Annotated in this window: 23 protein-coding genes; 11 read left to right on the forward strand and 12 right to left on the reverse strand. The window is 65.8% G+C overall.

Going from position 1 to position 25516, the window contains the following annotated elements; genetic code table 11:
* Positions 1-48: 48 nt before the first annotated feature.
* Positions 49-1284, forward strand: a complete 1236-nt coding sequence (locus ABGB14_RS26620) for a serine hydrolase domain-containing protein (RefSeq protein WP_347646537.1) — start codon at positions 49-51, stop codon at positions 1282-1284.
* 2 nt (positions 1285-1286) lie between these two features.
* On the opposite strand, the gene ABGB14_RS26625 is transcribed toward ABGB14_RS26620, so the two are convergent.
* Positions 1287-1592 carry a hypothetical protein gene (locus ABGB14_RS26625; RefSeq protein WP_347646538.1) on the reverse strand — a complete coding sequence of 102 codons (306 nt, stop codon included), beginning with the start codon at positions 1590-1592 and terminating at the stop codon, positions 1287-1289.
* 74 nt (positions 1593-1666) lie between these two features.
* The gene (locus ABGB14_RS26630; protein WP_347646539.1) at positions 1667-2722 is read right to left on the reverse strand and encodes a hypothetical protein; all 1056 of its coding nucleotides are present in this window, start codon (positions 2720-2722) and stop codon (positions 1667-1669) included.
* Between the two features lie 286 nt (positions 2723-3008).
* Between ABGB14_RS26630 and ABGB14_RS26635 the strand changes: the two genes are divergently transcribed.
* Together ABGB14_RS26635 and ABGB14_RS26640 are read left to right on the forward strand one after the other, a co-directional pair.
* The gene (locus ABGB14_RS26635; RefSeq protein ID WP_347646540.1) at positions 3009-3236 is read left to right on the forward strand and encodes a 4-oxalocrotonate tautomerase family protein; all 228 of its coding nucleotides are present in this window, start codon (positions 3009-3011) and stop codon (positions 3234-3236) included.
* An 81-nt stretch (positions 3237-3317) separates the two neighbouring features.
* On the forward strand, positions 3318-5726 hold the full coding sequence (locus ABGB14_RS26640) for a glycoside hydrolase family 2 TIM barrel-domain containing protein (protein WP_347646541.1): 2409 nt from the start codon (positions 3318-3320) through the stop codon (positions 5724-5726).
* 21 nt (positions 5727-5747) lie between these two features.
* On the opposite strand, the gene ABGB14_RS26645 is transcribed toward ABGB14_RS26640, so the two are convergent.
* Positions 5748-6611 (reverse strand): SDR family NAD(P)-dependent oxidoreductase, encoded by an 864-nt coding sequence (locus ABGB14_RS26645; protein ID WP_347646542.1) that lies wholly within the window; start codon positions 6609-6611, stop codon positions 5748-5750.
* A gap of 79 nt (positions 6612-6690) precedes the next feature.
* Between ABGB14_RS26645 and ABGB14_RS26650 the strand changes: the two genes are divergently transcribed.
* On the forward strand, positions 6691-7254 hold the full coding sequence (locus ABGB14_RS26650) for a TetR family transcriptional regulator (protein ID WP_347646543.1): 564 nt from the start codon (positions 6691-6693) through the stop codon (positions 7252-7254).
* 48 nt (positions 7255-7302) lie between these two features.
* Here ABGB14_RS26650 and ABGB14_RS26655 read toward each other — a convergent pair whose 3' ends face one another.
* Entirely contained in the window at positions 7303-7692 is a 390-nt protein-coding gene (locus ABGB14_RS26655) for a hypothetical protein (protein ID WP_347646544.1), read from the reverse strand.
* Between the two features lie 477 nt (positions 7693-8169).
* On the opposite strand from ABGB14_RS26655, the gene ABGB14_RS26660 reads away from it, so the two are divergent.
* The 3 genes from ABGB14_RS26660 (at position 8170) to ABGB14_RS26670 (ending at position 14560) form a co-directional block, all read left to right on the forward strand.
* Positions 8170-11631, forward strand: a complete 3462-nt coding sequence (locus ABGB14_RS26660; protein ID WP_347646545.1) for a DEAD/DEAH box helicase family protein — start codon at positions 8170-8172, stop codon at positions 11629-11631.
* Between the two features lie 425 nt (positions 11632-12056).
* A complete protein-coding gene (locus tag ABGB14_RS26665; RefSeq protein WP_347646546.1) occupies positions 12057-13058 on the forward strand; it encodes a restriction endonuclease subunit S in 1002 nt (333 codons plus the stop codon).
* 20 nt (positions 13059-13078) lie between these two features.
* Positions 13079-14560: a class I SAM-dependent DNA methyltransferase gene (locus tag ABGB14_RS26670; RefSeq protein WP_347646547.1), complete on the forward strand. Its 1482-nt coding sequence runs from the start codon at positions 13079-13081 to the stop codon at positions 14558-14560.
* Between the two features lie 61 nt (positions 14561-14621).
* On the opposite strand, the gene ABGB14_RS26675 is transcribed toward ABGB14_RS26670, so the two are convergent.
* Positions 14622-14909, reverse strand: a complete 288-nt coding sequence (locus ABGB14_RS26675) for a DUF397 domain-containing protein (RefSeq protein WP_347646548.1) — start codon at positions 14907-14909, stop codon at positions 14622-14624.
* Positions 14899-15759 carry a helix-turn-helix transcriptional regulator gene (locus ABGB14_RS26680; protein ID WP_347646549.1) on the reverse strand — a complete coding sequence of 287 codons (861 nt, stop codon included), beginning with the start codon at positions 15757-15759 and terminating at the stop codon, positions 14899-14901. The genes ABGB14_RS26675 and ABGB14_RS26680 overlap by 11 nt, the downstream gene beginning before the upstream one ends.
* Before the next feature lie 580 nt (positions 15760-16339).
* Between ABGB14_RS26680 and ABGB14_RS26685 the strand changes: the two genes are divergently transcribed.
* Positions 16340-16798, forward strand: a complete 459-nt coding sequence (locus ABGB14_RS26685; protein ID WP_347646550.1) for an ATP-binding protein — start codon at positions 16340-16342, stop codon at positions 16796-16798.
* A gap of 113 nt (positions 16799-16911) precedes the next feature.
* Positions 16912-17199, forward strand: a complete 288-nt coding sequence (locus tag ABGB14_RS26690) for a hypothetical protein (RefSeq protein WP_347646551.1) — start codon at positions 16912-16914, stop codon at positions 17197-17199.
* 14 nt (positions 17200-17213) lie between these two features.
* On the opposite strand, the gene ABGB14_RS26695 is transcribed toward ABGB14_RS26690, so the two are convergent.
* From ABGB14_RS26695 to ABGB14_RS26705, 3 genes are all read right to left on the reverse strand, one after another.
* Positions 17214-18278 carry a hypothetical protein gene (locus ABGB14_RS26695; protein ID WP_347646552.1) on the reverse strand — a complete coding sequence of 355 codons (1065 nt, stop codon included), beginning with the start codon at positions 18276-18278 and terminating at the stop codon, positions 17214-17216.
* Positions 18279-18430: 152 nt separating this feature from the next.
* Positions 18431-18715, reverse strand: coding sequence for a hypothetical protein (locus tag ABGB14_RS26700; protein ID WP_347646553.1), 285 nt, complete (start codon positions 18713-18715; stop codon positions 18431-18433).
* Positions 18715-20964: an SUMF1/EgtB/PvdO family nonheme iron enzyme gene (locus ABGB14_RS26705; RefSeq protein ID WP_347646554.1), complete on the reverse strand. Its 2250-nt coding sequence runs from the start codon at positions 20962-20964 to the stop codon at positions 18715-18717. Before ABGB14_RS26705 ends, ABGB14_RS26700 begins: the two co-directional genes overlap by 1 nt.
* Before the next feature lie 57 nt (positions 20965-21021).
* Between ABGB14_RS26705 and ABGB14_RS26710 the strand changes: the two genes are divergently transcribed.
* Positions 21022-21237, forward strand: a complete 216-nt coding sequence (locus tag ABGB14_RS26710) for a hypothetical protein (protein WP_347646555.1) — start codon at positions 21022-21024, stop codon at positions 21235-21237.
* Between the two features lie 101 nt (positions 21238-21338).
* Here ABGB14_RS26710 and ABGB14_RS26715 read toward each other — a convergent pair whose 3' ends face one another.
* A complete protein-coding gene (locus tag ABGB14_RS26715; RefSeq protein ID WP_347646556.1) occupies positions 21339-22091 on the reverse strand; it encodes a class I SAM-dependent methyltransferase in 753 nt (250 codons plus the stop codon).
* A 210-nt stretch (positions 22092-22301) separates the two neighbouring features.
* Here ABGB14_RS26715 and ABGB14_RS26720 point away from each other — a divergent pair, with 210 nt between their 5' ends.
* Entirely contained in the window at positions 22302-23705 is a 1404-nt protein-coding gene (locus ABGB14_RS26720) for a hypothetical protein (RefSeq protein WP_347646557.1), read from the forward strand.
* Positions 23706-23855: 150 nt separating this feature from the next.
* On the opposite strand, the gene ABGB14_RS26725 is transcribed toward ABGB14_RS26720, so the two are convergent.
* Both ABGB14_RS26725 and ABGB14_RS26730 read right to left on the reverse strand, forming a co-directional pair.
* Positions 23856-24167: a hypothetical protein gene (locus tag ABGB14_RS26725; protein WP_347646558.1), complete on the reverse strand. Its 312-nt coding sequence runs from the start codon at positions 24165-24167 to the stop codon at positions 23856-23858.
* A gap of 163 nt (positions 24168-24330) precedes the next feature.
* Positions 24331-25455: a serine hydrolase domain-containing protein gene (locus tag ABGB14_RS26730; RefSeq protein WP_347646559.1), complete on the reverse strand. Its 1125-nt coding sequence runs from the start codon at positions 25453-25455 to the stop codon at positions 24331-24333.
* Positions 25456-25516 lie beyond the last annotated feature (61 nt).

Genomic DNA, 25516 nt, shown 5'->3' on the forward strand with positions numbered 1-25516 from the left:
TTCGTGTCCGGAGCGGACACCACCCCCGAATGCAGGAGCGTTTTCCCCATGTCGCGTCTCACTTCCTCCTCCTCGACCCCCCGGCGCATGCGCGTTCTGGCCGCGGCGGCGCTGACGGCGTTGACCGCGATGAGCGTGGCCGCCGCCCCCGCCGCGGCGACGGTCACGCGGCACAACCCGGCCGACGAGTTGCAGGCCGAGCTGGACGAGATGCGCGACGAGGTGAAGGACGCCAAGCGCAACCGCCGCAACGACGCCCTGCAGAAGCAGCTGGACACCCTGGTCAAGAAGCACAAGTTCCCGGGTGCGCTGGCCACCGTCCAGGACCGCGAGGGCCGGACCCGCTACTACACCGCCGGCGTCGGCGACCTCAGGACCAAGGCCGAGGTGCCCGTCGACGGACAGGTGCGCATCGCCAGCAACACCAAGACCTTCACCGCCGTCACCGTGCTCCAGCTGGTCGGCGAGGGCAAGGTCGAGCTGGACGAGCCGATCGAGACCTACCTGCCGAAGCTGCTGCGCGGCAAGTCCGGCGACGGCCGCACGATCACCGTGCGGCAGCTGCTCCAGCACACCAGCGGCCTGCCCAACTACACCCGCTGGATGCCCAACATCCTGGACGTCCGCAACAAGTACAGCAGCCCGAAGGACCTGCTGAAGACCGCCTTCGCCCACAAGGCGTCGTTCAGGCCGGGCAAGAAGTGGGAGTACAGCAACACCGGCTACATCGTGCTCGGCCTGCTCATCGAGAAGATCGACGGCAAGCCCGTCGGCGACGCGATCACCGACCGGGTCATCAAGCGCATCGGCCTGCGCGACACCTACTGGCCGGCCAAGCGCGTCAAGACGATCCGCGAGCGTCACCCCAAGGGCTACGCCTCCAGGAAGCCCGGCGGCAAGCTGATCGACATCACCCATCTGGACCCGTCATGGGGCGGCGCGGCCGGCCAGCTCATCGCGACCCCCAGCGACCTCAACCGCTTCTGGCTCGCGCTGATGAACGGCAAGCTGCTCAAGCCCGCTCAGCTCAAAGCCATGAAGAAGACCGTCAAGGCACCCGGCATGCCGGCCGGCTGGGAGTACGGGCTCGGCCTGATGAAGATGCCGGTGAGCTGCGGCACGGCATGGGGGCACGGCGGCGACATCGACGGCTACGAGACCCGCGGCGGCGTCACCGACAAGGGCCGGGCCGCCACCGTCGCCGTCACGACTCTCCCCGCCACCGAACCCGCCGCGATGAGCGTCATCAAGGCCGCCGACACCGCCCTGTGCGCCAAGAAGTAGGTTCAGGCAGCCGCGTCGCCGGTGACGGACCGGCTAGCGGCGGGGCGGCTGTGCCGCTCTCCCACGCCTGTACTGACTTCGTGCACGCGGGCGTCCGGGCAGCGGACCGTGTGCACGTACGTGGTGCTCCGCCCGCTACGCGTGCGGCGGGTCTCCTTGTCGACGTCGGTCACCGTGCAAACGTGCTTCTCGCCCAGCCCGAGAATCACGGTGACCACCGTCTGGTGCGGGGGGAAGACGTGGATCAGCGTGCTGACCAGGGTCAGTGCCGCGCCGATGACGATGAAGAGGGTCCCGTTGCGCTTCATTGCCCGTGAGCATAGAGGGGCGCGATATAGCGCCCGTATGGCGTGACGCCGGACCCGGGTGCGCGCTGGAGCGGCTAGCTCGGGCGCACGAAGTTGACCCGCTCCAGGTGCGGCTCGTAGTCGGCGGGGCCGACGACGAGCCTCTCCTTGATCAGGTCGAGGCCGGCGCGTCCGGAGAGGTGGACGCGTTGGAAGAGTTGCGTGAGGCCGTGCACCCGCTTCACGATGATGTGCTCGTCGTCGTACCAGCCGGCGAAGGCGCGGACGTCCTTGCCGATCCGGTGGAGGATCTTCCCGGTCGAAGCCTCCACGATGCCGATCTGAACCCTGTCGCCGTCCTTGCGGACCACTGTGGCGAACAACCGCCCCGAGGGCGAGGAGACCGTCACGGCGGACCACTCGTCGAAGGCGCCGACGCCTGAGTAGGACCTGCGCAGCTTCCCGCGCAGGTCGTAGACGGCGATGCGGCTCCTGGCCGACGAGGGGTCCGCGTCGTTGTGCGTGGCCAGCACCCGGCCGGACCTGCCGGCGAAGTAGAAGCGGAAGGCACGTCCGATGGACCAGTCGGAGACGGTGTGGCGGGGCCCTGCCCTGACCAGACGGGGAACGCGGTCGGCCACGTTCAGAGTGATGAAGCCGATGATGGTCAGGCTTCCGTCGCGGTGCTTGTCGTACGCCGTGAGCAGGAGCGTGCGGCCGTCCGGCGACCACTCGGGCGACGTCACCGGCGCGGGCAGGGAAATGGTGTGTGTCCGGCGGCTCTGACGATCGATCAGGTCGATCTTCTTCATGGGCAGCCACAGCCGGTGGTCCGGAATCCCGGCCACCCACCGCTGCCCGGGCGCTACCAGCGCCTCGCGGTACGGCGTCCTGACGAACCTGTCGCCCTCGCGCAGGTAGCCGTAGTAGCCCTGGCCGGCGTCGAAGATCAGGGAGTACGAGGCCAGGCGGACCGCTCCCCGCTCGTCGTTGAGCCTGCCCGAGGTGCCCGCGAGCTTGATCCACGGTTTCGACGCGATGGACCGGACGTGAACGGTGGGCGTGCTCGTCCCCTGCGCGCTCGCCGGCTGGACGGCGGCCATGGTCAGTGCCAGGGCCATGAACGTGGTGGCAACGGGTCTGGTGGGCATGCGAACCTCCTCGCTCTCTTCATCAGACAGGTTGTCCGGGGATTTGGTTCGCCGCCGTCCGCGTGGCAGTGCTACGGGGCCGCGTTTGCCGGAGGCGTTCGTGAGCAGGTTGGCCTTGAGAGACAAGGTACGACGGGGAACGCTCGGCGAGCGGGTGTGGGCCTGCTCGGGGGAACCGCGATGGCCGCTCGTCGCTGACCGGGCCGAGCCTGGTCGCGCGCACCTCCGGACGCCCGGGCGACGGCGTCCGGACGCGGGCCGCGTACCACGTCGAATGGAGGAACTCATGCCGCTCATCAGTGTGAAGGTCATCGAAGGGGTGTTCACCGAGGCGCAGAAGGCCCAGATCGTACAGAAGCTGACCGACGCGATGGTCGAGATCGAGGGCGAGAACATGCGCTCTCTGACCTTGGTCATCCTCGAGGAGGTCAGGAGCGGCGACTGGGGAATCGGCGGGAGGCCGGTGACGACCGCGGACGTGAAGGCCATGGCCGCCGGCGCGCCACCCGGGTGACGGGGACCAGCCGCCGCCCCTCCAGCGTCCGCGTACTAGGGTTGTGTGGGAACGATCCCACACTGCGGACGGAAGGCGCTCATGGATCAGGGATGGGAGCTTCGGGGTTTCCTCGGGGACGACTGGCAGTTGCACCGGGCCCAGCTCCACGCCAGGGACGGCGGCGGCTCGGGCGGATGGATCCCCGCGAGGGTGCCGGGCAGCGTGCTGGCGGATCTGCTGGCCGCCGGCCAGGTGCCGAGCCCGTACGTCGGCAGGCAGAGCCTGCTCTCCGAGTGGGTGTCGCAGCGGACCTGGGTCTACCGCACCCGGCTGAACGCGCCGGACATGGCACCCGGCGAGCGGGCGTTCCTGGAGTTCGACGGCATCGACCACTCCGCCTCCGTCTATCTCGACGGCGAGCGCATCGCCACGCACGAGGGCACGTACGTCCCGCTGGTGGTCGAGGTGACCGGGCTCATCACGGGCGAACACAGTCTGGCGGTGGTCGTGGACCCGGCGCCCGTCAGCGAGCCGCAGGTCGGCTACACGGCCAAGGTCAGCGTGCACAAGGGGCGGATGGGGTACGGGTGGGACTTCTGCCCGCGAATCGTGCACCAAGGACTGTGGCGGCCCGTACGGCTGCGCGTCACCGGGCCCACGAGGCTGGCCGACGTCTGGGCCCGGCCCGCGGGCACGGAGATCGTCGTGCGAACCGAGGTGGACGGCCCGCAGGCGGACGTCGAGCACACGCTCAGGGACGCCGACGGCCGGGTGGTCGCGACGGCCACCGGCGAGCACGCGGTCCTCGAGGTCGGGCAGCCCCGCCGATGGCGTCTCAACGGCCACGGCGAGGCCCACCTCTACGAGCTGACCACCGCGGTGAAGGGCGACGAGCGCCGGGTCCGCGTCGGCTTCCGCGACGTACGGTTCATCGCCGAGCAGGCGGGCGCGCTCCCGTACCGGCTGACCGTCGACGGGGAGCCGGTCACGATCAAGGGCTGGAACTGGGTGCCCGCCGACGCTCTCTACGGCGCGGTCGAGGAGGCCAGGGTGCGGCACCTCCTCACGCTGGCCCGCGACGCCGGCGTGACGATGTTGCGGGTGTGGGGCGGCGGGCTCATCGAGAGCACCATGTTCTACGACCTGTGCGACGAGTACGGAATTCTGGTCTGGCAGGAGTTCGCCCAGTCCAGCTCCGGCATGCGCAGCGTGCCCAGCGAGGACGAGGCGTTCGTCGCGCGGATGGCGTGGGAGGCCGAGCGCATCGTGCCCGCCCGCCGCAACCACCCCAGCCTGGCCGTCTGGTGCGGCGGGAACGAGTTGCAGCGAGCCGACGGCGTCCCGCTGACCGACGCCGAATCCCCGGTGCTGCAGGCCCTGCATGACGTCGTGGCGCGGCTCGACCCCGACCGGCACTGGCTGCCGACCTCCCCGTCCGGGCCGGTGTTCGGCAACACCTTCGAAGGCCCGAGCCCGCACGACGCGCACGGCCCGTGGGAGCACCAGGGTTTGTCCGATCACTACGGCTTCCACGACCGCGGCCGGTCGTTGCTGCTCAGCGAGTTCGGGGTCGAGGGGATGAGCAACGTACGGGCGATCGAGTCGGTCGTGCCCGAGCAGGCGCGCCGACTTCCGACGACCCGCCACCCCGTCTGGGACCACCTCGGCCGGTGGTGGAACAACGAGCCGCTGGTCCAGGAGGCGTTCGGCGGCGCGATCGGCGACCTCGCGACCATGTCGAGGGCCAGCCAGTTCCTCCAGGCCGACGGGCTGCGGTACGCGGTGGAGGCCAACCTGCGCCGGCCCGAGAGTTGTGGCGTGCTGCCGTGGCAGCTCAACGAGTCCTTCCCCAACGGGTGGTGCACGGCCGCCGTCGACTACTTCGGCGAGCCCAAGGCCGTCTACCACTACGTGCGCCGGGCGTACCGGAACGACCACGTCTGCGCGGCGCTCCCGGCTCAGCGCGTGGACGGCGAGGTCGCCGCCACGGTCTGGGCCTGGTCGGACGGCCCGGCGGAGGTCACGGCCCGCTTCCTCCGCCTGGACGGGAGCGAGCTCGCCAAGGAGCGCTGGACGACCGAAGGCGGCCCGCCGCGGCCGCTCGGTGAGATCCGGTGCGCAGGTGACGGGGAACTGCTCCTCCTGGACCTGTCCACCGGCAACCGCTACCTGCTGACCTCCGGCCCCGACTTCGCCGGGTTGCTCACCCTCCGCGAGGCCAGGGTCTCCACGCACCTGGAGACCGCCGGCACGAGGTGGACGTTGCGCGTGCGGCACGAGGACGGGCCGGCGGCGCCGTTCCTGCGCCTGCTCGACGCGCGGCCGGCCGCCGCCCAGGGCTGGATGCGCTGGGACGACAACGCCGTCGACCTCCTGCCCGGCGAGGAACGGGTGCTCCGCTGCGAGTGGGACGGCGTGCCGTCGGAGGAGCGCCGCGTGCTGCTCGACGGCTGGAACGTCGGCCCCCAGCTGATAACCCCGCACCTTCCGGCAAGGCCGGGTGGCTAGCGTTTCCGCAGGGGCGTGACGTCAGGCCGTCTCCCTGGTCAGGTCCTCGCAGAGAGCCCAGATCGTGTCCTGGTTGCGCCGGTCGAGCGCGCTGGCCGGCCAGGGAGCGCGGCGGCACTTGCTGCTGAAGTACGTCCCGGTCACCCCCTCCACGTCGCCGCTGGAGGCGAGGTGCACGCTGGAGCGGGACGGCTTGCTCAGGTCGCCGAAGACCCGCGGTGTCACGGCCCGCAGCAGCGGGACGATCGGGCGGTACACGTAGGGGAACCCGGCCGCCGTCATCGACTCGTTCATCGGCGTGTGACCGTGGCCGGGGTAGGCGACGTTGACCGTGACGCCGCTGCCGGCCACCTGCTCCCGCTCGGCGAAGCGCAGGCTCATCGCCATGAGCATCGTCTTGGTGTGGTTGTACTGGCTGAACGTCCACCCCAGGTAGCGCCGCTCCGCCTGCAGGTTGTCCAGCTCGATCGGCCCGCCGGGGATGCCTCCGGTGAGGTTGACGACCCGGCCGCCGAGCAGGGGCAGGAGGAGGCGGGTGAGCGTGAACGGGGTGAGCACGTGGGCGGCGAAGGTGGCCTCCACGCCGTCTTCCGTGAGGGTGCGGCGTGGCGGGTTCGTACCGACGTTGTTGATCAGTACGTCCAGCCGGTCGCAACGTTCGGCCACCTGAGCGGCGAGCCTGGCGAGGTCGCGCTGCCTGGTCACGTCCGCGGCCAGGGCCTCGACCCGGCCGCCGCCCGCGCCGAGCTCGTCCGCCGCCCGCCGCGCGCGTGCGGGGTCGCGGCCGACCAGGATCACCCGGGCGCCGCGCGCGACCAGCCCGCGCGCGGTCTCCTTGCCTATGCCGCCGGTGCCGCCGGTGACCAGGACGGTCTTGCCGTGCATGAGGATCCACCACCTTCGAGATCGATGGACCAAATATGACACCGAGTGCCACAGATGGCAATCGGTGTAGACTGCATTCATGGAAGGTCTGCGGGATCGCACCAGGCGCGCCGTACGCGCCGAACTGGCCGGGCGGGCGCTGGAGCTGTTCGCCGAGCGCGGCTTCGACGAGACGACCGTCGACGACATCGCGAGGGCGGCCGGGATGTCGAAACGCAGCTTCTTCCGCTATTTCCCGACCAAGGAGGACGTCGTCTTCGGCGAGATCGAGACGATGGGGGAGCAGGTCGCGCGGGAGATCGCCGCCCGGCCGCCGCAGGAGGAGCCCTGGCAGTGCCTGCACGCGGTGCTGCGCGGCTGGGAGTCGCGCATCAACGCGCAGGCCGACGCGATGCGGCTCATCGAGTCCACGCCCGCGCTGCGCACCAGGCTCCTGCAGAAACGCGACGAGGCCCGCACCCGGATCATCCAGGCACTGGCCGAGCGCGGGATGCCGCCGCTGGAGGCCGACCTGGCGGCGGCAGCGGCGGGCGCGGCCCTCGACGCGGTGGCCCGCGAGTGGCTGCGCAGCGGTGGCGCCGTCGACCGCCTCACCCTGGTCGACCGAGCCTTCACCATGCTCCGCCCGGCGTTCCTCAGCTGATCCTCCTGCCGACAGTCCGTACGCGGGATCCAGCCGCAGGACACTCGATCACTTCCAATCGGAGCAGCTACCCGTTTCCTCGCAGACCCGGATCTCGCGGACGACGCCCGGGACTTTCCCCCGTTCCTCTATTCCGTCGGGTTTGCGATCCCATTCGTTGTGTACGCGCTCCTCCGCCCAGCGTGAATCCCACCACCTGACCTGGGCGACGACATCATTCCCGTCCTTCTCGCCATCGAACACCGCGACCGTTCTGGTGCCGGTCCAGACGATCGCATAGTCCGAACCGTGTTCGACTCTCTTGGGATAGAGCGCACCGGACGATGCCGCTGCCGGTCCCTGTATCAGCACCGTGGCCAACAGTGCAGAGGCCGTTCCGGCGAATGTCCGGACGGCACGGGACCTCATGTTCCTCATCATGCCCTCTCTTCCTGACACGCTTGGTTTCTCCTTGATCGCCTGGGCGGAGCAAGTCCGCACCTTCGTGCCGACAACCCGCTCCCTTCGCGGCGCTGGCAAGCGCGGACGGCTACGTGAGCGGTTGCCGTATGACTCACCACGATGATCCTGAGGAGGCGGCGCCGCGCACCTGCGATGGTCAGGCGCCTGGCACAGCGATGCCGAGCATCATCGAGGAGCGGCTGTTTCCTGCGTGTTACCGGACAAGGGCGGGAGGAGGCGAACTCGATATCAGCGCCTGCCTGAGGTTCTCACCGCCATCACTTAAAGGTGCGAGCCTAGTTGAAGTCTCAGATTTCAGGCGATTTGGATAGCGGATCGAGCAGCTTCTGAGATAGCCTGCAAGGCTCTGTTGATCACACTGATGGACAGGTGGGGCGCTCGATGATGAGCTCGTACATCCACGAGTTGGCACAGCGTTCGCGCAATTTCGGATTCTTGCTGTCCCACGAACCCATGCTCGTCCTGGATGGCGCCTGCGCCGAGTCATACGTCTACACCGACCCCGACTCGGCACTGTACAAAGCTCGCCGGTTCACGGAGATTCTCGCCAAGCTGCTGCTGCGGCTCACCAACACCTCCGTGCAGAAGGACACGCAGAATGCGCGCATAGCCGCCCTGACCCAGGCCGGAGTTCTGGTTCCGGCGATCCGGCACGCTTTCGACCAGGTGCGCGACTCCGGAAACCGCGCCGTCCACACCCATTACGGAGACGTCCGCGTCGCACTCCACTGCGTCAAGCTCTGCTTCGAGCTCGGCGTCTGGTTCCACCGTTCGCTACGTGCGGACGACGAGCGCACGTTCGCCTTCGTGCCCCCGGCCGAGCCCGAGGCGGCCAAGGCGGGGACGGCGGCCGAGCAGGCGGAGCTCGACAAACTTCGTGCGGAGCTTGCCGCCCACCGGGAGCGGCTGTCGGAGGTCCTGCTCACACGGGACGAGAAGGCCACGCTGCTGGAAGCCGAGACCCGAGCGCGCGCCGAGGCCCAGCGAGCCCTGGAACAGGCGACCGCGGACCGTGATCGGCTGCGCCTGCTCGTCGAGCAGATGAACGCAACCATGGCCGACGCGGAGGCCACGTTCGATCAGAACCTCAAGAAGATCAAGAAGCCGTCGGCGGTCGAGCGTGACAACCTCATCGCACGAGCCGTCCAGGTCGCGCGGCAGCCTCGCACGGAACGGGAGGTTCGTGAAGAGGTTGACCACATGCTCGTCGCGGCCGGCTGGCTCGTCCAGGACGTTGGGACGGTCAACCTGTACGCGGGAGAGGGCGTGGCGGTCCGTGAGGCGCACACCGCGCGCGGACCCGCCGACTACCTGCTCTATGTCGGACTCAAGCTGGTCGGCGTGGTGGAGGCCAAGCGCGAGGGTACGGCGTTGCGCGCGGTGGAGGGACAGTCGGCCCGTTATGCCGCCGGGCTGACCGCGTCCCAACAACTGGAGGCCTGGCGGATGCCGCTTCCGTTCCGCTACGAGACGACCGCGACGGAGACCCACTTCACCAACACCCTGGATCCCCGTCCCCGTTCCCGGCAGGTCTTCTCCTTCCACCGGCCCGAGACGCTCGCACGCTGGATGCGCGCGGCCGACGACGACGAGACGGCGCCGACGCTGCGCGCCAAGCTTCACCACGGCCTGCCCGCCCTGCTGGAGAAGGGGTTGCGCCCGGCACAAGTGCGCGCGGTGAACGGGCTGGAATGCTCGCTGCAACGCAATGATCCTCGTGCGCTCATCCAGATGGCGACCGGCGCGGGAAAGACGTTCACCGCGGTCACTTCCTCCTACCGCCTGCTCAAGCATGCTGGAGCGTTCCGGATCCTCTTTCTCGTGGACCGCAACAACCTCGGCAAGCAGGCCCTGACCGAGTTCACGAACTACGTCACGCCTGACGACGGCCGCAAGTTCAGCGAACTGTTCAACGTCCAGCGGTTGACGGGCGCCGACATGCTCGGCTCCTCCAAGGTGGTGATCTCGACCGTCCAACGGCTGTACGCCATGCTCAAGGGCAGAAACGTGCCGTCGCCCGATGACGACAGCGAAGACCTGGACTCCTACGAGGTCGACGAGGTCGTCAGCGTTGAGTACAACCCCGAAGTTCCGCCGGAGACCTTCGACCTGATCATCGTGGACGAGTGCCACCGCTCGATCTACGGTCTTTGGCGAGCCGTCCTGGAATACTTCGACGCGTCCATCGTCGGGCTCACGGCGACACCGGTCGCGCAGACCTTCGGCTTCTTCCACCAGAACCTGGTCAGCGAGTACACCTACACCGAGGCTGTCGCCGACGGCGTCAACGTCGACTTCAACGTCTACCGGATCCGTACCGAGATCGGCGATAACGGTGCCACCATCCCGTCCGGCATCGTGGTTCCCAAGCTTGACCGCAAGACGCGGGAGCAACGCTACGAGGAACTGGACAACGAGTACGCCTACACCAGTCGTCAGCTCGGCCGGAAGGTCGTGAGCAAGGGCCAGCTCAAACTCGTCCTGGAAACCTATAGGGATCGCCTCTTCACCGAGATCTTCCCGCGCCAGCCCGGCCAGCCCGAGCGCCGGTACGTCCCCAAGACTCTGATCTTCGCGGTGGACGAGAACCATGCCGAGGAGATCGTCTCCACGGTCCGCCAGGTGTTCAACGAGACCAACGAGTTCTGCCAGAAGATCACCTACACCGTGAAGAACCCCGACCGGCTCATCTCGGCCTTCCGTAACAGCCCGGAGCTGCGCATCGCGGTGACGGTCAACATGATCGCCACAGGGACCGACATCAAGCCCCTGGAGTGCGTCTTCTTCCTCAACGAGGTGAAGAGCTGGGCCATGTTCGAGCAGATGAAAGGACGGGGCGCGCGCAGCATCGACTCCGACGAGCTGCGTTCCGTCACGCCCGACGTCACCTCCAAGGACCGATTCGTGCTGGTCGACGCCGTGGGCGTCACGGACTCCGAGCGCGTGGACGCCTCCCCGCTGGAGAAGCAGACCGAGAAGCAGGTCAGCCTTTCGCGCCTGCTGAGAAAGGCCGGCACTCTCGCCCTGTCTTTGGAGGAGGCGTCCACGCTCGCGTCCCGCATCGCCCGCCTCAACAAGCAGATCACCCCCGAGGAGCGCACCGAGCTGGAGGAACTCGCCGGGCAGCCGCTCACCGAGGTCGTGCGCAGCCTGTCCCGCTGCAACGACCCGGACACGCTCGACGCGGCAAGGCAGACCGGCAAGGGCTGGGAGCACCGCCTGATCGAGCAGGCCGCCGAGCCGCTGGCCAGCCCCGAGTTCCGGCAGCGGCTGCTGGACATCCGGCGGGCCCACGACATCGTGTACGACGAGGTCAACTCTGACGCGCTGATCGAAGCCCGAGGCGTGGACCGCAGCCAGATCGCCGAGCGGGTCGTCACCTCGTGGGCCGCCTACGTCCAGGAACACCGCGACCAGTTGACCGCACTCGAAGTCGCCTACCGCACGGGGCAGAGCGGACGTGAGGTCTACCGGCAGCTCAAGGACCTCTCCTCGCGATTGGCCCGCCCGCCGTACCAGTGGACGCCCGACCGGCTCTGGGAGGCGTACGAACTGCTCGGCAAGACGGCCGCCAGGCCGGGAGTGAAGTACGGGGCCGCCGACCTGATCCAGCTCATCCGGTACGAGCTCGGCATGGTCGACGGCGAACCGCGCCCGCATCGCAGCATCATCGAGGAGCGCTTCGCCAACTGGATCGCCCGGCAGAAGCAGGCCGGGGTCAGCTTCACCCCTGATCAGGTTTGGTGGCTGGAACGAGTTCGCGATGTGGTCGCGACGAGCGCGGTGTTCGACCACAATGACCTGGACGAAGTACCGTTCACCGAACGCGGGGGAACCGACGGATTCCTCCGGGCGTTCGGCGACGACCAAGCCGAAACCATCCTCACCGAACTGAATCGAGACCTGACCGCATGACCGATCTCCCTTCCGGCTGGGAACGTGCGACTCTGGCTGATCTTCTTATCCGTATTGAAGCGGGTAGGTCTTTTACCTGTGAGCCGCGTCCGGCAGCTGACAATGAGTGGGGCGTTATTAAGGTCAGTGCCATGACGTGGGGGGAGTTCCGCGAGGACGAGAACAAGGCAGTGCCACTAGGTCGCGACATTGATCCGAATCACGAGATACGGCCAGGTGATCTGCTCGTCAGTAGGGCTAATACTGTGGATTATGTGGGAGCTCCTGTACTAGTAGGAGCGTGTCGTCCTCGTTTGCTTCTCAGTGATAAAAGCTTGAGGTTGATCGTATCGGAGGATGTTGATCGCAGGTGGCTCCTGTATGCGCTCTCGTCTCCTGGAGTCCGTAACGCAATCTCAGCGCGGGCTACAGGAACCAAGGATTCCATGCGTAATATTTCGCAGCGGGCCCTCTCTGAAATAGAGTTGGCGGTCCCGCCGCTGATTGAGCAGCAGCAAATCGTCGAACTTCTGGAAGGTCAACTCGTCCGTGTTGAAGTAGGACTCAAGTACTGTCATGAAGTGGCCATTAATCTGATAGAGCTCAATAGATCTATTATGTTGGGTCTACGCGATAAGGCGCTATCGCAGGGTGGTGAACTCGTACGCCTAGGCGATATCGCGTCAACCACTTTGGGCAAGATGCTCGACTCGAAGCGCAACGAAGGCATCCCCACTCCTTACCTGAGGAACGTGAATGTACGGTGGGGTAAGTTTGATTTGTCTAATATCGAAACCGTCCCGATGTCGGAGGATCAACGTAGACACTTTGCTCTAGAAAGTGGCGACCTTCTAGTCTGTGAAGGCGGCGAGCCGGGACGATGTGCGATATGGCCTGGAAGCGCTAGTCTAATTGCTTATCAGAAGGCGCTGCATCGAATTCGACCTTCCGGAAAGGTCAAGCCGCAGTGGCTGGAAGTGATGATTCAGGAAGCCGCTCGGAACGGGCGTATGACTGGCCTTCTCACTGGCACGACAATCAAGCACCTTCCGCAAGAAAAGCTACGCTCTCTGCTGATTCCGCTACCTTCTGTAGATGTCCAGGATCGCCTCGTTGAGGAGTTCGAATCAATGAGGCAACTGATGATTCGCCTTGAGAGTTCTATGTGCGAGGCTGTTCTCCGGGCAAAAAGTCTGCGTGGCATGCTGCTTTCTGAGGGTGTAGGGGGGCGTCTAACGCCTCGGCTTGCTCATGCTGAACCCGTGTCCGGTCTCCTGGAGCAGATCAGGAAACAGCGCACGGCTCATGAGGCGGTTAGGCGGCTAGGCGGTCGTCAGGGCCAGGAGCTAATGTCGAAAGCTTCTCGCACCGAGGCGTCTTCTGGAACTATTCTTGCTCCTATATCTACGTCAGCGCCAAAGACATCAATACAGGAGACACTCCTATGACTACTGCAGAGACTAGGCGGTTGGTCGCAAAGCTGTGGAATTATTGCGACGTTCTCCGGGATGACGGCGTCTCCACCATCGACTACGTCGAGCAACTGACCTACCTGCTGTTCCTGAAGATGGCGCATGAGCGAGCAAACCGGGGATTTAATCCAGAGGCCTCGCTCGCGGGAGTTGCAGCGCGATGGCAGGCGCTCGTAGATGCCGAGGGTGGTGCCCTTGAGGAAACATATCGGGAGACCTTGCAGGACCTTGGGCGACAGCCCGGCACGCTGGGCGTCATCTTCCGCAAGGCACAGAACCGAATCCAGGATCCGGCCAAGCTGAAGAGACTCGTCGTCGATCTGATCGACAAAGAGAACTGGTCAAGCCAGGGGTCCGACGTCAAAGGCGACGCCTATGAGGAGTTGCTCGCCAAGGGAGCCGAAGACGTCAAAACAGGGGCTGGCCAGTACTTCACTCCGCGTGCGTTGATCTCCGCGATGGTGGACTGCGTCCAGCCGGGGCCGGATGACACGATCGCCGATCCTGCCTGTGGCACCGGTGGATTCCTCTTGGCCGCCCATGAGTACATCGTCGAGCGTTATGGCTCCGTGCTCACCCCTGAGCAGCGTGAGCGGCTAAATTCCGGCGCCATCACGGGAACGGAGTTGGTGGACGGCACGGCACGGCTCGCGGCCATGAACATGCTGGTCCACGGGATCGGCAAGCCCAATGGGGCCTCGCTCATCGATGTCCGAGACGGGCTTGCCGAAGCGCCGGCGCGGCACCAGAGCGTGGTGCTCGCCAATCCGCCGTTCGGCAAGAAGTCCTCCATCACGGTGATTGGCGAGGACGGCCGGGCGGACCGCGAAGCAATCTCCTACACGCGTCAAGATTTTTGGACCACGACCACCAACAAGCAGATCAACTTCGTCCAGCACATCGCCTCAATGTTGGCCATCCCAGGCAGGGCCGCCGTAGTCCTCCCCGACAACGTGTTGTTCGAGGGCGGGGCGGGTGAGACGGTACGGGATCGCCTGCTCAAGCAGTTCGACGTGCACACACTCCTGCGGCTGCCGACCGGCATCTTCTATGCCGGTGGGGTCAAGGCCAACGTGCTGTTCTTCGACAAGAAGGAAGCTCGGCCAGGTCGGCCATGGACGGAGACGCTCTGGGTCTACGACTTCCGCATCGGTCAGCACTTCACGCTCAAACAGAACCCGCTCCGGCGGGAGCACCTGGACGACTTCGTCAAGTGCTACCGGCCGGGGGAGCCGCGTTCGAGCAGGATCGAGACCGAACGATTCCGGCCGTTCAGCTACGACGAGCTGATCGCGCGGGACAAGGTGAACCTCGACATCAACTGGCTGAAAGACCCGGCTCTCGAAGACGCCGACTCTCTGCTTCCGCCTGAGGTCATCGCCCAGGAGATCGTGGAGGACTTGGAAGCGGCGCTGAGCGAGTTCGCCGCGATCGCCGAAGCCCTGCAGCAGTCTCGAACGAAGACTTCAGAGTCGTAGTCCGCCTCGACAGCGATACGCCTCACCAACCAGGTTGGCGAGGCGTCTGTCGAAGCTACTTCTACCCCAGGTCGTCAAACTCGCCTGCCATGATGCCACGGCGGAAGGCGGCGAACTCGCTTCGAGTGAAGTAGAGCTTGGGCCCGTCGGGATCCTTGGAGTCTCGTAGCGCGATGAGAGGTCCCTGGCTGGCTTTGTGCTGCAGGCTGAGCTCGCTAGGGGCAGCATCAGCGGTTCCGTCGATCAGCGCTGCTTCAACACAGTCTCCGCCGGTTCCATTGGAAAAGCTCGACTTCCGCCATGCGGTACGGATGTTTTGCTCCCGGTCCTCTTCTTGCCTACCGTTCATTGGATCCTCCTGCTGCCTGCTCGATGAGGCGTCGGCTCTGATCAGGGCCGAGTGCTCTTGCGCGAAGATGATCGAATAGCCGGTTGTAGTCTGCAACGTCATCTGGGTCTTCTAGATGAATGCTGCCCTTCCAATACTCAAGGTACACAATGTCCGGATCCGATAGTTTCGGGAACTTCAGGATGCGGAATCCGCCGTTCATCGCTGGGTGGGCCCCGCTGTCGAAGGCGAGGATCTGGACAGTGATGAAGTTGTGGGACGAGAGATCGAGGAGGTGCTGTAGCTGACGATGCATGACGCCCCCGGCGACGTGGCGCCGGATCACAGCCTCGTTGAGCACCATCCACATTTCGGGAGGATTGTCTGACGACAGTCGCTCTTGGCGCTTCATGCGGATCGAGAGGGTGTCGTTCAACTCCTCCTCGGGAGGCAGCGTTGGCTCCGCGTTCAAGATGGCCCTCGCGTACTCCTCGGTCTGGAACAGGCCGGGTATGTATTCGCTCTCGTATCCAGAGATGGACGATGCGTCCTCTTCGAGGCCCACGTAGCTCTGGAAGTACTCGGGAATCGAATCGGATATTTTGTCCCACCAGCCACGTTTTCGGGCGTCGCGGGCCAATTGGAGGAGCACCTCCTTCGTGTGGTCCGGCACCTCGTAGATCTCCAGCATCATGGTCACGTCGGCGATGCGTGCGCCGGTCTGTGCCGCTTCTATGCGGGTGATCGTCGGCGGCGAACATCCCATCCGCTCCGCGACCGTCTCCCGTGACATGCCCTTTTCCTTGCGCAAGCTGCGCAGTATGGCGGCCAGGCGGCGTTGACGAGCCGATGGGCTGCGCTGGGTAGTCATTTCACCTCCGTGAGTTACAGCAGAGTCTGCTGGATCGATCTTGTGGTCACAACTTGTACGAAGTTCATTCTGATGCATCGCTTGCGCGGAGCGTAGTGGTTGCCGCACACTCTGTGTTTGTCAGCGGTGTTCATAAGTGTTATGAGCTGCGTCATTGCCAGTGGGGCGTCGCAACGATTCGGCTCATGGCGCACTCAGATCCAGTTGTACGAAGTACACGGTGACCAAAATCGGATGTTTCTGGGGCTGTAAGGCGGTTCGAAGCGATGCGACGTACCCGGACAACACGGAAGCGGGACGATCGGCGGGGGTTGGATTCGGTGCGGCCGAGTCGCGAGCAGGAGCAGTTCTTCCACCTGGCGCGGCTGGCTTGGGCGCTGAGGGTGCGCGGCCTGGCCGTTTCGGTTGAGTTACCGCGACGTGGGGAGCCGTGTGTCTCGGTCCGGCGGGAGTCGGTGCCGCTACTCGTCCGGGCCGCGCTACAGGGCGAGCGCTGGATCTTCACGTGGGGGCGCGGGCGTGATCGATGGGTGGACGCACACGACGAGTGCGCGCCCGAACGAGTGTGGGAGGTCGCCTGGTGAACGATCAGGTCCTGGTCGAAATGACCTTTCCCGGTGTTGCGCGTTCCGTGTCGCTTGCTCGCCGCTGGGTCGTGGACGCGCTGGCGGCTGCGGGGCATCGCGAAACGGATGGGGTGCGGCTTGTCACGAGCGAGTTGGTGGGCAACGCCGTGCTGCACACCGGCTCCGGGCGAGCCGGCGGCCTGGTGGTGGTGAAGGTCTCCGAGGTGAGTGGCACCCTGGCCAGGGTCGAGGTGATAGATCAAGGTTCGTCGACCGTGCCGAGGCCGCGCGAGCCCGTGGACTGCGACTCTCATGGGCGCGGGCTGTGGCTGGTCCAGCGGACTTCCATCAGGTGGGGAGTCCGTCCCGCAGCCTTGCGCTGGAATCTGGTGTGGGCCGAGGTGGCTACAGCGGAGCCCGGCGACGCTCCGGCGCGCCAGCCTGGAGGGGTCTCTCCCGACGTGATGCGCTGACGAATCGCGGTCGCGTCTGCTGGTACGGCGGCATCGGCCCTTCCCGGTCAATCACTCGAACACGCTATGGGGCTGTGAGCCCATGCCTGCGGAACGCGAGGAGACAACGCACGATGACCAAGCTGCCCGACTTCCATGGTCCTCACGTCTGCCCTCCGCTGCCTGATGCCGAACCCGTCGAATGGGAGGTGCCGATGGCGCGCTTCGTCCGGGTGCGGGTGCTGCGGCACACGTGCGAGTGCAAGCCGTGTGTGTACGAGTTCTGCGCCGCGGGAGGGCTGGCGTGGGTGCGGCGTACCCAGCGCCGCGAGTCCGGCGAGACCGTCAGGGAGAGCCATCCGACAACAGTGGGCAAGGCCGAGGTGCTGTGGGAGAAGCTCATGAACGGTCAGGCCGGGTAGCGGAAGCTTAGGAGTTACCTGAGGGTGAAGCGGTTGCGCAGGGCCTTGAACGCGACCCTGGCGGATCGGGTGCTCAGGAGGAACACGGTAAGCCCCGCGCAGGCGACCGCGACGGCCGTGAACAGCCACGGATTCTTGGTCTCCAAGACCTGCAACAGCGCGAGGGCGATGCCGGCCGGGACGGTGACCAGGGTGAACACGACAACGGCGCTGTTGACGTGCCGAGTCTCGTCGTCGCGGGCGAGCCGGTTGAAGTCGCTGATCTCGGTGAGGATCTGGTCGAAGCGTTCGCACAGGGCATGCTGGCGTTGGTACGCCGTCAGAAGGCGGTTCGGTGTGCCGTGCGGGGTCAGGTGCTGGGCCCACAGCCGATGCCGAAAGGAGCTGACCTGCTGTTCGAGCTCGGCCATCGTTGCCGACACGGAGGAGTCGAGCGCCGAGGCCAGGCGCTCTTCCAACTTGGTCAGGCCCTGGGCCTGCGCTATACCGAGCAGGATGGCGTCGAGATAGATCGAGCGCAGGTAGAGCTCGGCGTACCCGAAAAACGTATCGTTCCGGCCCTGGTCGGCCCGGAGACCCGCCACCCCCATCCCGTCTCGCAGGACGACGGCGTGCCAGTCGCTGGACAGCCGGATGATCTCGTTGTCCGCCGGTTCCAGATTCTTGGGGTCCGGGGGATAGTCGGTCAGATCCGTACGGGAGGCCAGGGCCCACAGCCATTGCTCGACAGATCCCCAGCGCCAGTAGCGGAGCTGCCGGTACAGGCGTGGCAGACCTTGCTTGGCAGAGGTGACGAAGGCGACCGTGAAGGGCCGGCTGCCCTGCTTGATGATGGCCTGACCGTCGACGAACTTCTGCGGATCGAACGGTGGCGGAGGGGTGTCTCGGCGGCCGGCCAGCGACCGTAGCAACGGAATCGGCATGCCGTTTCTTGGGCGCAGGTGGACGGCCGCGAGTCCGTGAGCCTCGGGTTCATCGCTTATCCGGAGGACTTCCACGCCGGTGATCTCGACATCGCCCACGGTGTGGTGGGAAGGGTCGTGCCAGCGTTTCGGACGATGGGCGTCGCCGTAGAGCACTCGGGCCGCCTTGGCGCTGAAATACTCGATGCGGGCCTCAGCGGTGGAGCGGACATCGCGGTGCTGGAGGATCAGCGGCCCCTGCTCCCATGTGGGAGTGGAGGGGAAGAGAGCTTCGTAGACGACGATGAGGGTCTCCCGGGCGAGTCTTGTCACTGGTAGTAGTCCTCGGCGTCGGGCAGGTCCAGTCGGATGACGTAGCGGGCGTGGTCCTCATTCTCCTGATCGACGAGGAACCGCACGCGTTCGCTGGTCCGGATCGTACGAAAGCCCTCCGTCACGATGTCGGCGTACATGAAGGAATGGTGTGTGCCGGTCTCGTGGTCCCGAACGACATAGGTCCCCTGACGGCCGCCATGACCGCTGCCCAGCGGCATGCGGTCCACGATGTATCCGAAGCGGTGGCCGCCCGTTCCGGCGGTCTGCTCGCCGCTCATCACACCTCCTCAACGCATCGGAATCCCACCGCGTTGCTGCATCCCCGGCGACGGAACAGCCCTTTGGACGACGTTTGGAGAGCCCGGTAGGGGTTGTCGTAGGAGCCGCCGCAGATGACGACCTCGTTCAGGTCGGTCAGAACGGTGCCGGTGATCTCCCACACGTTTCCGGCCATCTCCCGGATGCCGAACGGTGAGACGTTGCGCGGATGCGCGTCCACCGGGCCGGGCATGGCCTGGCTCAAGCCTCCCCGATCCAGCTCCGCCCTCCAGGCGTCGTACGTGATCAGTGGACGGCCGCTCCAAGCGTCGGCGCTGTTGACGATGCCCAGGTCGATGTCGTCGCCCCAGGGAAACAGCCGGCCGTCGCCGCCCCTTGCTGCGGCCTCCCACTCCAGTGACGTGGGCAGGCGCTTGCCCTCGAAGCGGGCGAACGCGTAAGCGCTCCAGAAGCTGACGCACACCGCCGGGTGGTTCTCGTATGCCGGATCGGTGAAGTAGTCCTGGACCTTCAACCGGTCCTGCCATGGCTCGTGGGAGGTCTCTGAGGGTTTGGCGGGGTGATCCCACTCCTGCGAACCATGTCGCCGGACTTCCTCAAGGAAGCGGTTGTAGCGGGCCACCGTGACCGGGAAACGGTCGAAGCGGATCGGCCGCTCCACGTGACGCAGCATCAAATGGTGGCTCGGACCCACCAGATAGGCCCCGGCGGGCAGGACACAGTCATCGGCGGACACCTTGATGGACCTCCGGCTGAGGAAGTCGCGGACCTGCTCGGTCAGGCGCGGCGCCGTGTCGAGGAGTGTTGTGCGGGCATCGGGCTGGCGCAGGTGCTCGGCCGCCAGCAACTCCTGGTACGCGCAGTGGCTGAAGGCGACAGCGGACGGTCCTGCGAGCCGGAACAACGGCCGGAGACGGAAGGAGTCATAGGTCAACCGGCCGCCCTCGAACAGCTTGACCCCCAACTCGTTGACGAGATCGACAAAGGAGAACACCGTACGGCCATGCAGGAATGCGGCTCCGAAGTAGGAGACGAGTGAGGGCAGCAGGGCGGGATCGGCGACTTTGGTGATGTGCCGCCATGCCAGTTCGCACAGGTGAGGGAGATCCCGTTCACCACGCAGATCTAGATCTTCCGCCAGGCGGACTTCCAGGGGCGTCGCCCGCTCGGCCACATCGTGCAGCCGCAGTGCGGAGAAGCGCGGCACGAGCAGGGGATTGACCCCTTGGGCGTGAAGCTGCTGGACCAGCTTCTCCGACACTAGAGAAGTGCCGTCCAGAAGACGTCGCACCTGCGGTGAGTCCTCCAGGAATGACACGCGCGACGTGGTGACCACCGCCGATTCGGCCGACAGGACCTGCGCTATCTCGGCGAACAGCTCCAGGAACCCGGCCTGGGTGGCCGACGGCACTGCCTCGTCGATCCCGTCCAGCGCGCAGAGCACCGATCCAGCGCGAGCGAAGTAGTTGAACACGTCGAAGACGTGTGTACTCTCCACGTCCATGTACGGGCCCAGCGAGCGCGTGACGAAGTCTTGAAACCGCTCGTCCGGCCGTTTGAGGCTCATGTCGAAATAGAAGCGGTAACGACGCTTGGCGGCCGAGGCCGATCGTGCGACCAGCTGTTTGAGCAGCGTCGTCTTACCGCTCCCCGACCTGCCGACGATCAGCAGGTTGCCGCCTGTCGCCGCCACGTCGTCCAGCAACTGGTCGGCCGCGCCGATCCGGGTCACGACCTGTTCGCCCGTGCGCTCGTCGGTGGTGAGCAGATCGCCGGAGATTGTGACTCGTCCGGCGTCCAAAAGCTCCGGATAGCTGCCGACGACATCCGTCATGTGCCGGTCGAGGTTGACGAACGCGTCCATGAAACGGTCATAGGTGAGAACCCGGTAGTCGCCGCCCAGCGGGCTTGTTGCCGTGCTGTCGCCGTTCTCTTCCAAGACGAGGAACCGGGTGAGCTTGGGGAGCTTGGTCTGAAGCAGCTCGCCGTTGGTAGCGTCCACTACCTGGACCACATCGTCGATGTTCTTGCTCAACAGCAGTTCGACGTACTCGCTGCGCAACCCCTGCTCGCGGAAGAAGAGCTGGTAGACGGTGTTACGGGACAACTCGAACCGCTTGACCGGCTGGAAGCCGAGCGTCACGTACAGGCCGGCCAGGAACTCGGCCTTGAGCGCCACTTCAGGTGCCAGCTTGGGCACGTCCCCGCTCAGGACGCCGCTGCCGGTGCTGCTGAACCAGGCCAGCACGTTCAGCAGGCGGCGTACTGCCGTGAGCCCGTCCTCCTCGGCGATCTCGTACCCGTCGTGAGTGGAACGGTTCCGGAGGCGCTGGATGTCGCGGAGCGAATCAAGGACACTCGCGCTCCGGATGTACGGCTGCGCGCCCTTGATCAGCTCGCTCAGCGCCTTGCCGCCAGGATCTCCGGGAACGTTGTGATGCCGCCACAACTGCTTGAGGATCCGCTCGGTGATCTTTCCGACCAGGGCGATGGCGTTCTCAGGGTAGCCGTCGCCGAGTGACCTGATCGGGCGCTCGAAGTCCAGCCCGAGATAGCGAGCGACCCGGGAATGATCATCCAGTTCGTTCCTGAGCCGGAAGAGACGATGGTCAAGCTCGATGCTCACGCTTTCACCCCGAGTACGAAGGCGAACCGGTCCGAAAACCGTACTTCAGGTCCTGGATGAGCGCGGCGGATCTCGGAGATTCCCGCTTCGAGTTCGGCGTCGTCGAAGCTGGCCAGCAGGGACATATATCGGCTACGGACCATTTGTAGGTAACGCTCGACGGTGAAGGTCAGAGGGAACTCGTCGTAGGCCAACTCCGTACGGAGGCCGGCGCCTCTCATCGCGGAGGCTATGTCCTCTGGAGCGGGTTGTCTCTCCCGGAAGAGATTCAGCGCCGCCCCGAACAACGGGTAGTCGATCGCGCTCGGCAGCATCACCACGAGGATCCGTCCGCCGGGCTTGAGGTAACGGGACAACCCATACAGGACCTGCGCCGGATCGTCCAAGTGGTGAATGACTTCCTTCATCAGGATGGCGTCGTAGCCATCATGCGGAAGCCGGATCCGGCCTGCGGCGAGCTCCTCGGCCGTTGCCACGAGCGGGATCAGGCGCTCGCTGGCGGGCAACTGTCGCAGCATCGCGGGGGAGAGGTCGGCGCAGACGGTGATGCTTGTGTGATTCTCAAGATTGCGCGTGTAGAGGCCGGTTCCACACCCGATGTCCAGGAGGCGGGATATTTCGGATGTCAAGTTTATGCGCTTGAGGATGTTTTCGGTCATCCACGCGATGAAGGTGGAACTGTACGCCCAGTTCTCGTCGTATCTATCCGCAAGGCGTTCGTAGTGCGCTCTAGTGGCATCGCTTTGCACGAGAAGTTCCCCCGAAGACGAGTCGCCAGGCAAGCCCAAGCATCTGCTGAGCGGTAATGCCCGTCAAGGCCGTAAGGATTGCCTGGCCGACCGAACTCGCCACCGCCTGTCTCGTGCGCGCTGCCGTGTCAAAGCGGTGGCATACCGGCGCCATACCGGTGCCTCCTATGCTGACCGCGTTCATCAACGGATCTTGCTGAAGGGAACCCGGTGTCCCGTTCTGTGCTCGTCATGGTCGTCGCGTTGCTGCTGTCGACGCTCCCCGGCGTGGCCCACGCCCAGGACCCCGGCGTGGTGGGGACCGCGGGAAACCTCATACGGGAGGAGGAGCCGCGGGCCGACGGGATCAGGCACGTCGACAGCAAGGTGATGATCGCGGGGTTGACGGCCCTCAACGCCGACACCTACGTCTATCCGATGGCCGGCGACAACGTGCACTGGGAGGACCTGCGTCAGGAGTTCCTCCCGGCCGCCGCCGCTGCCGGGATCGACGTCTGGGTGCTGGTGTACTCGCCGAGCCAGGCGGGCTGTTGCGTCTCCCGGCCGTACAAGCACGACTACGTGGCATGGGCACGTGAGATCGCCACCCTCTCCAAGGCCCACCCGAACCTGGTCGGCTGGACCGTGGACGACTACGGCTACGACCTCAGGACGTTCACGCCCGAGTACGTCAAGAAGATGCGCGCGGCCGCCAAGCCGATCAACCCCTCGTTGAAGTTCGTCCCCACGGTCTACTACAGCCAGTTCACCGACGCGTTCATCGCTGAGCAGGTCCCGTTGCTCGATGGAGTGATCTTCCCCTTCCGGGACGCGCCGCACCGGGACACGTCGTGGACGTGGAGCCTGTCGTACCAGGTCAAGCAGCTCGCCAAGCGGCTTCCCGGCACCGACGTCTACCTGATGCCGTACGCCCACCCGCTGAGCCACGCCGCCCAGAAGCCGACGGTCGGCTACGTCGAGGCCGTCACGAAGAAGGCCCTCGAGCACGTACGCACGGGCGAGCTGGCCGGGGTCGTGCAGTACAAGCTCCCCTACGTGTCCCGCGACGGCGGGTGGACCCGGCCCGCGGGCGACAACCTCGCCCGCGCCGGCAACGGGCGGCTGAGCTTCGTCGTCGAGGGAGACACCGCCACCAAGGCGGGGATGTGGTGCGGCGCGAGCCGCCAGGTCCAGCTCACGCCGGGCGCCGGCAAGTACAGCGTGAGCTTCTGGCACGGCGACGGCCGCGGCCGTGGCAACCCGGCCGGCTACCACGTGAAGCAGCTGCTTCTCGACGGCAAGGTGGTGTGGGAGCAGGACGTCGCCGCCAACGACCAGGCGTGGCAGCGGGTCACGGTCGACCTGACGGCCAGGCTGGCCGGGGCGAGGAGCGCGAAGCTGGAGTGGCGGCTGTACGAGCGCAAGGGCGTCAGCGACTATTTCGTCGACGTCAGCGTGGACGACATCGTGGCCACCGGCCTGCAGCTGAGCGACCCGGGCGTGGAGAACGCCGTCACCTGGACCGCCGGCCTGGCCCGGCAAGGCGGGCCGGTCTACTGCTCCGCCCAGGTCTACCACCACGACTACGGCGCCGATCTCGGCGCGCGGATCGCCAAGCTGTACGCCGCCGGATAGTCGCGGACCGGCGGCGTCCGTGTCGTCACGGAGGATCGACGGTCGACCACCCGTCCTGCCGAAGGCCCTCGCGGCCGCCAGGACCTCTGTGTCCTCCAAGGACACGGCATCGCCGGATGTTCGGCGATGCCGTGCCGCGAGCCGTGAGCGTCAGTACGTCTTGATGTCGAAGTAGTGATCCACGGCCTTGGGGTGTGACGTCGGGCAATGCGCGTTCGACTGCACGCCGATTCCCTTCCAGGGGCCGGTGGCGGTCGTCTTCTTGCTGCCGTTGGAGCATGTGGCGATGGCTCGCACATAACCCGAGCCTTTGTCACAGCGGGCCCATGTGTAGTCGTCCTGCCAGCCGAAGTTGTGATGGCAGTCGGTCGGTGGAGGGTCGGCTTTCGCGACGCCGGGTGTGAGCGAGACGACGGCGATGGCGGCAGCTGACGCGAGCACGGCAGAGATTCTCCTGTTCATGAGGCGAACGTACACATGCTCGCCTGGGGCTCCGCACGTGTTCACTGACGTGTCCGGGTATCCGGGCGAAGTGTGCAGCCTGGACCTGGAATCCGTGTTCTCTCTGCTATGGACGTCGGCGCCTCCAGCACGAGGACGTGAAGGCGCGCGGCGCGGTGGTGTTCTACTTCCCGGGGCAGAGGACCGCCTCTGCCGCCTTCTTGGCCAGGGGGTCGATGGCCGGGTCACTGTGCTCGGTGGCCAGCGTGAGCGACATGAGCAACTGCACGCTGCCGTCTTTGGTGCTGAAGGTGAGGGCGTTGAAGCCGGGTGAGCTGCCCTTCGCGCGTCCGTACGTGCCTTCGTCGTCGCACACGTTGAGGTTGGGGGAGCGGTCCGGCTCGGAGGGAGACCGGCCGGCGTTCAGCGCCTTCTTCTCCTCCTTCGTGAGGATCTTGTCCGTGGCGAACGCCCGGTGGAAGGTGCTCAGGTCGTCGGTGGTGGAGATCACGCCGCCGGCCGCGTAGCCGAAGCTCATGTTCTGGTCGTCGAAGTCGACCAGCTTGCCGTTCTCGTCGGGGAAGTAGCCGTGGCCGTGCGGGCCCTTGATGCTGCCGGGCCACCTGGTGGGCAGGTAGGTGTCGTCCATGTCCAGGGGCTCGAAGAAGCGCTCCTCGAACTCGGCGGCCAGGGAGTGCCCGGTCACCTCCTCGATGATCAGGCCGAGGAGGTAGTAGTTGGTGTTGGAGTAGGAGAACTTCTCGCCCGGCTCCTGCTCGCGCGGAAGGGTGCGCGATTTGGTGATCAGCTCCATCGGTGTGTACTTCGTCTCGAAGTCGAAGTAGTCGATGAGCTCGGGGGTGTACCAGTTGGGGATGCCCGAGGTGTGGTGGATCATCTGCTCCACGGTGATCTCGTCGGCCCGCTCCACCAGGTCCTTCTCCACCACGACCGGCAGCACCTCGCTGAGCTTGGAGTCCAGGCCGAACTTGCCCTCCGTGACCAGCTTCATGATGGCCGCGGAGGTCATGGACTTGGTCTGCGACCCGATCCGGAAGCGGGCGCCCGCCGGGATCCTGCCGCCCTCGCCGTCGAGGAGACGCGTGCCGCCCGAGCCCTTGCCGACTCTCTTGCCGTCCACGTAGAGCGCGCCGATCGCGCCGAGCACCTCCGGGCTCTTCGCCAGCTCTGACAGAGCCTTCTGCACGTCCCCCATCCGGGGCCGGCCCGCTTCCGCGGCGGTGGCGGGTGCCGCGACACCCAGAGTCAGCATCGCGCACGCCAGGCCGGCCAGACCGACTGCTTTCACATGTCTCACGAGGAAGATCCTCTCTGCAGGAAATGCCGGGCGTGGTCGCATCGGGTGCGAG

The sequence above is a fragment of the Nonomuraea sp. B10E15 genome, from assembly GCF_039871615.1.
Lineage (GTDB): Bacteria > Actinomycetota > Actinomycetes > Streptosporangiales > Streptosporangiaceae > Nonomuraea.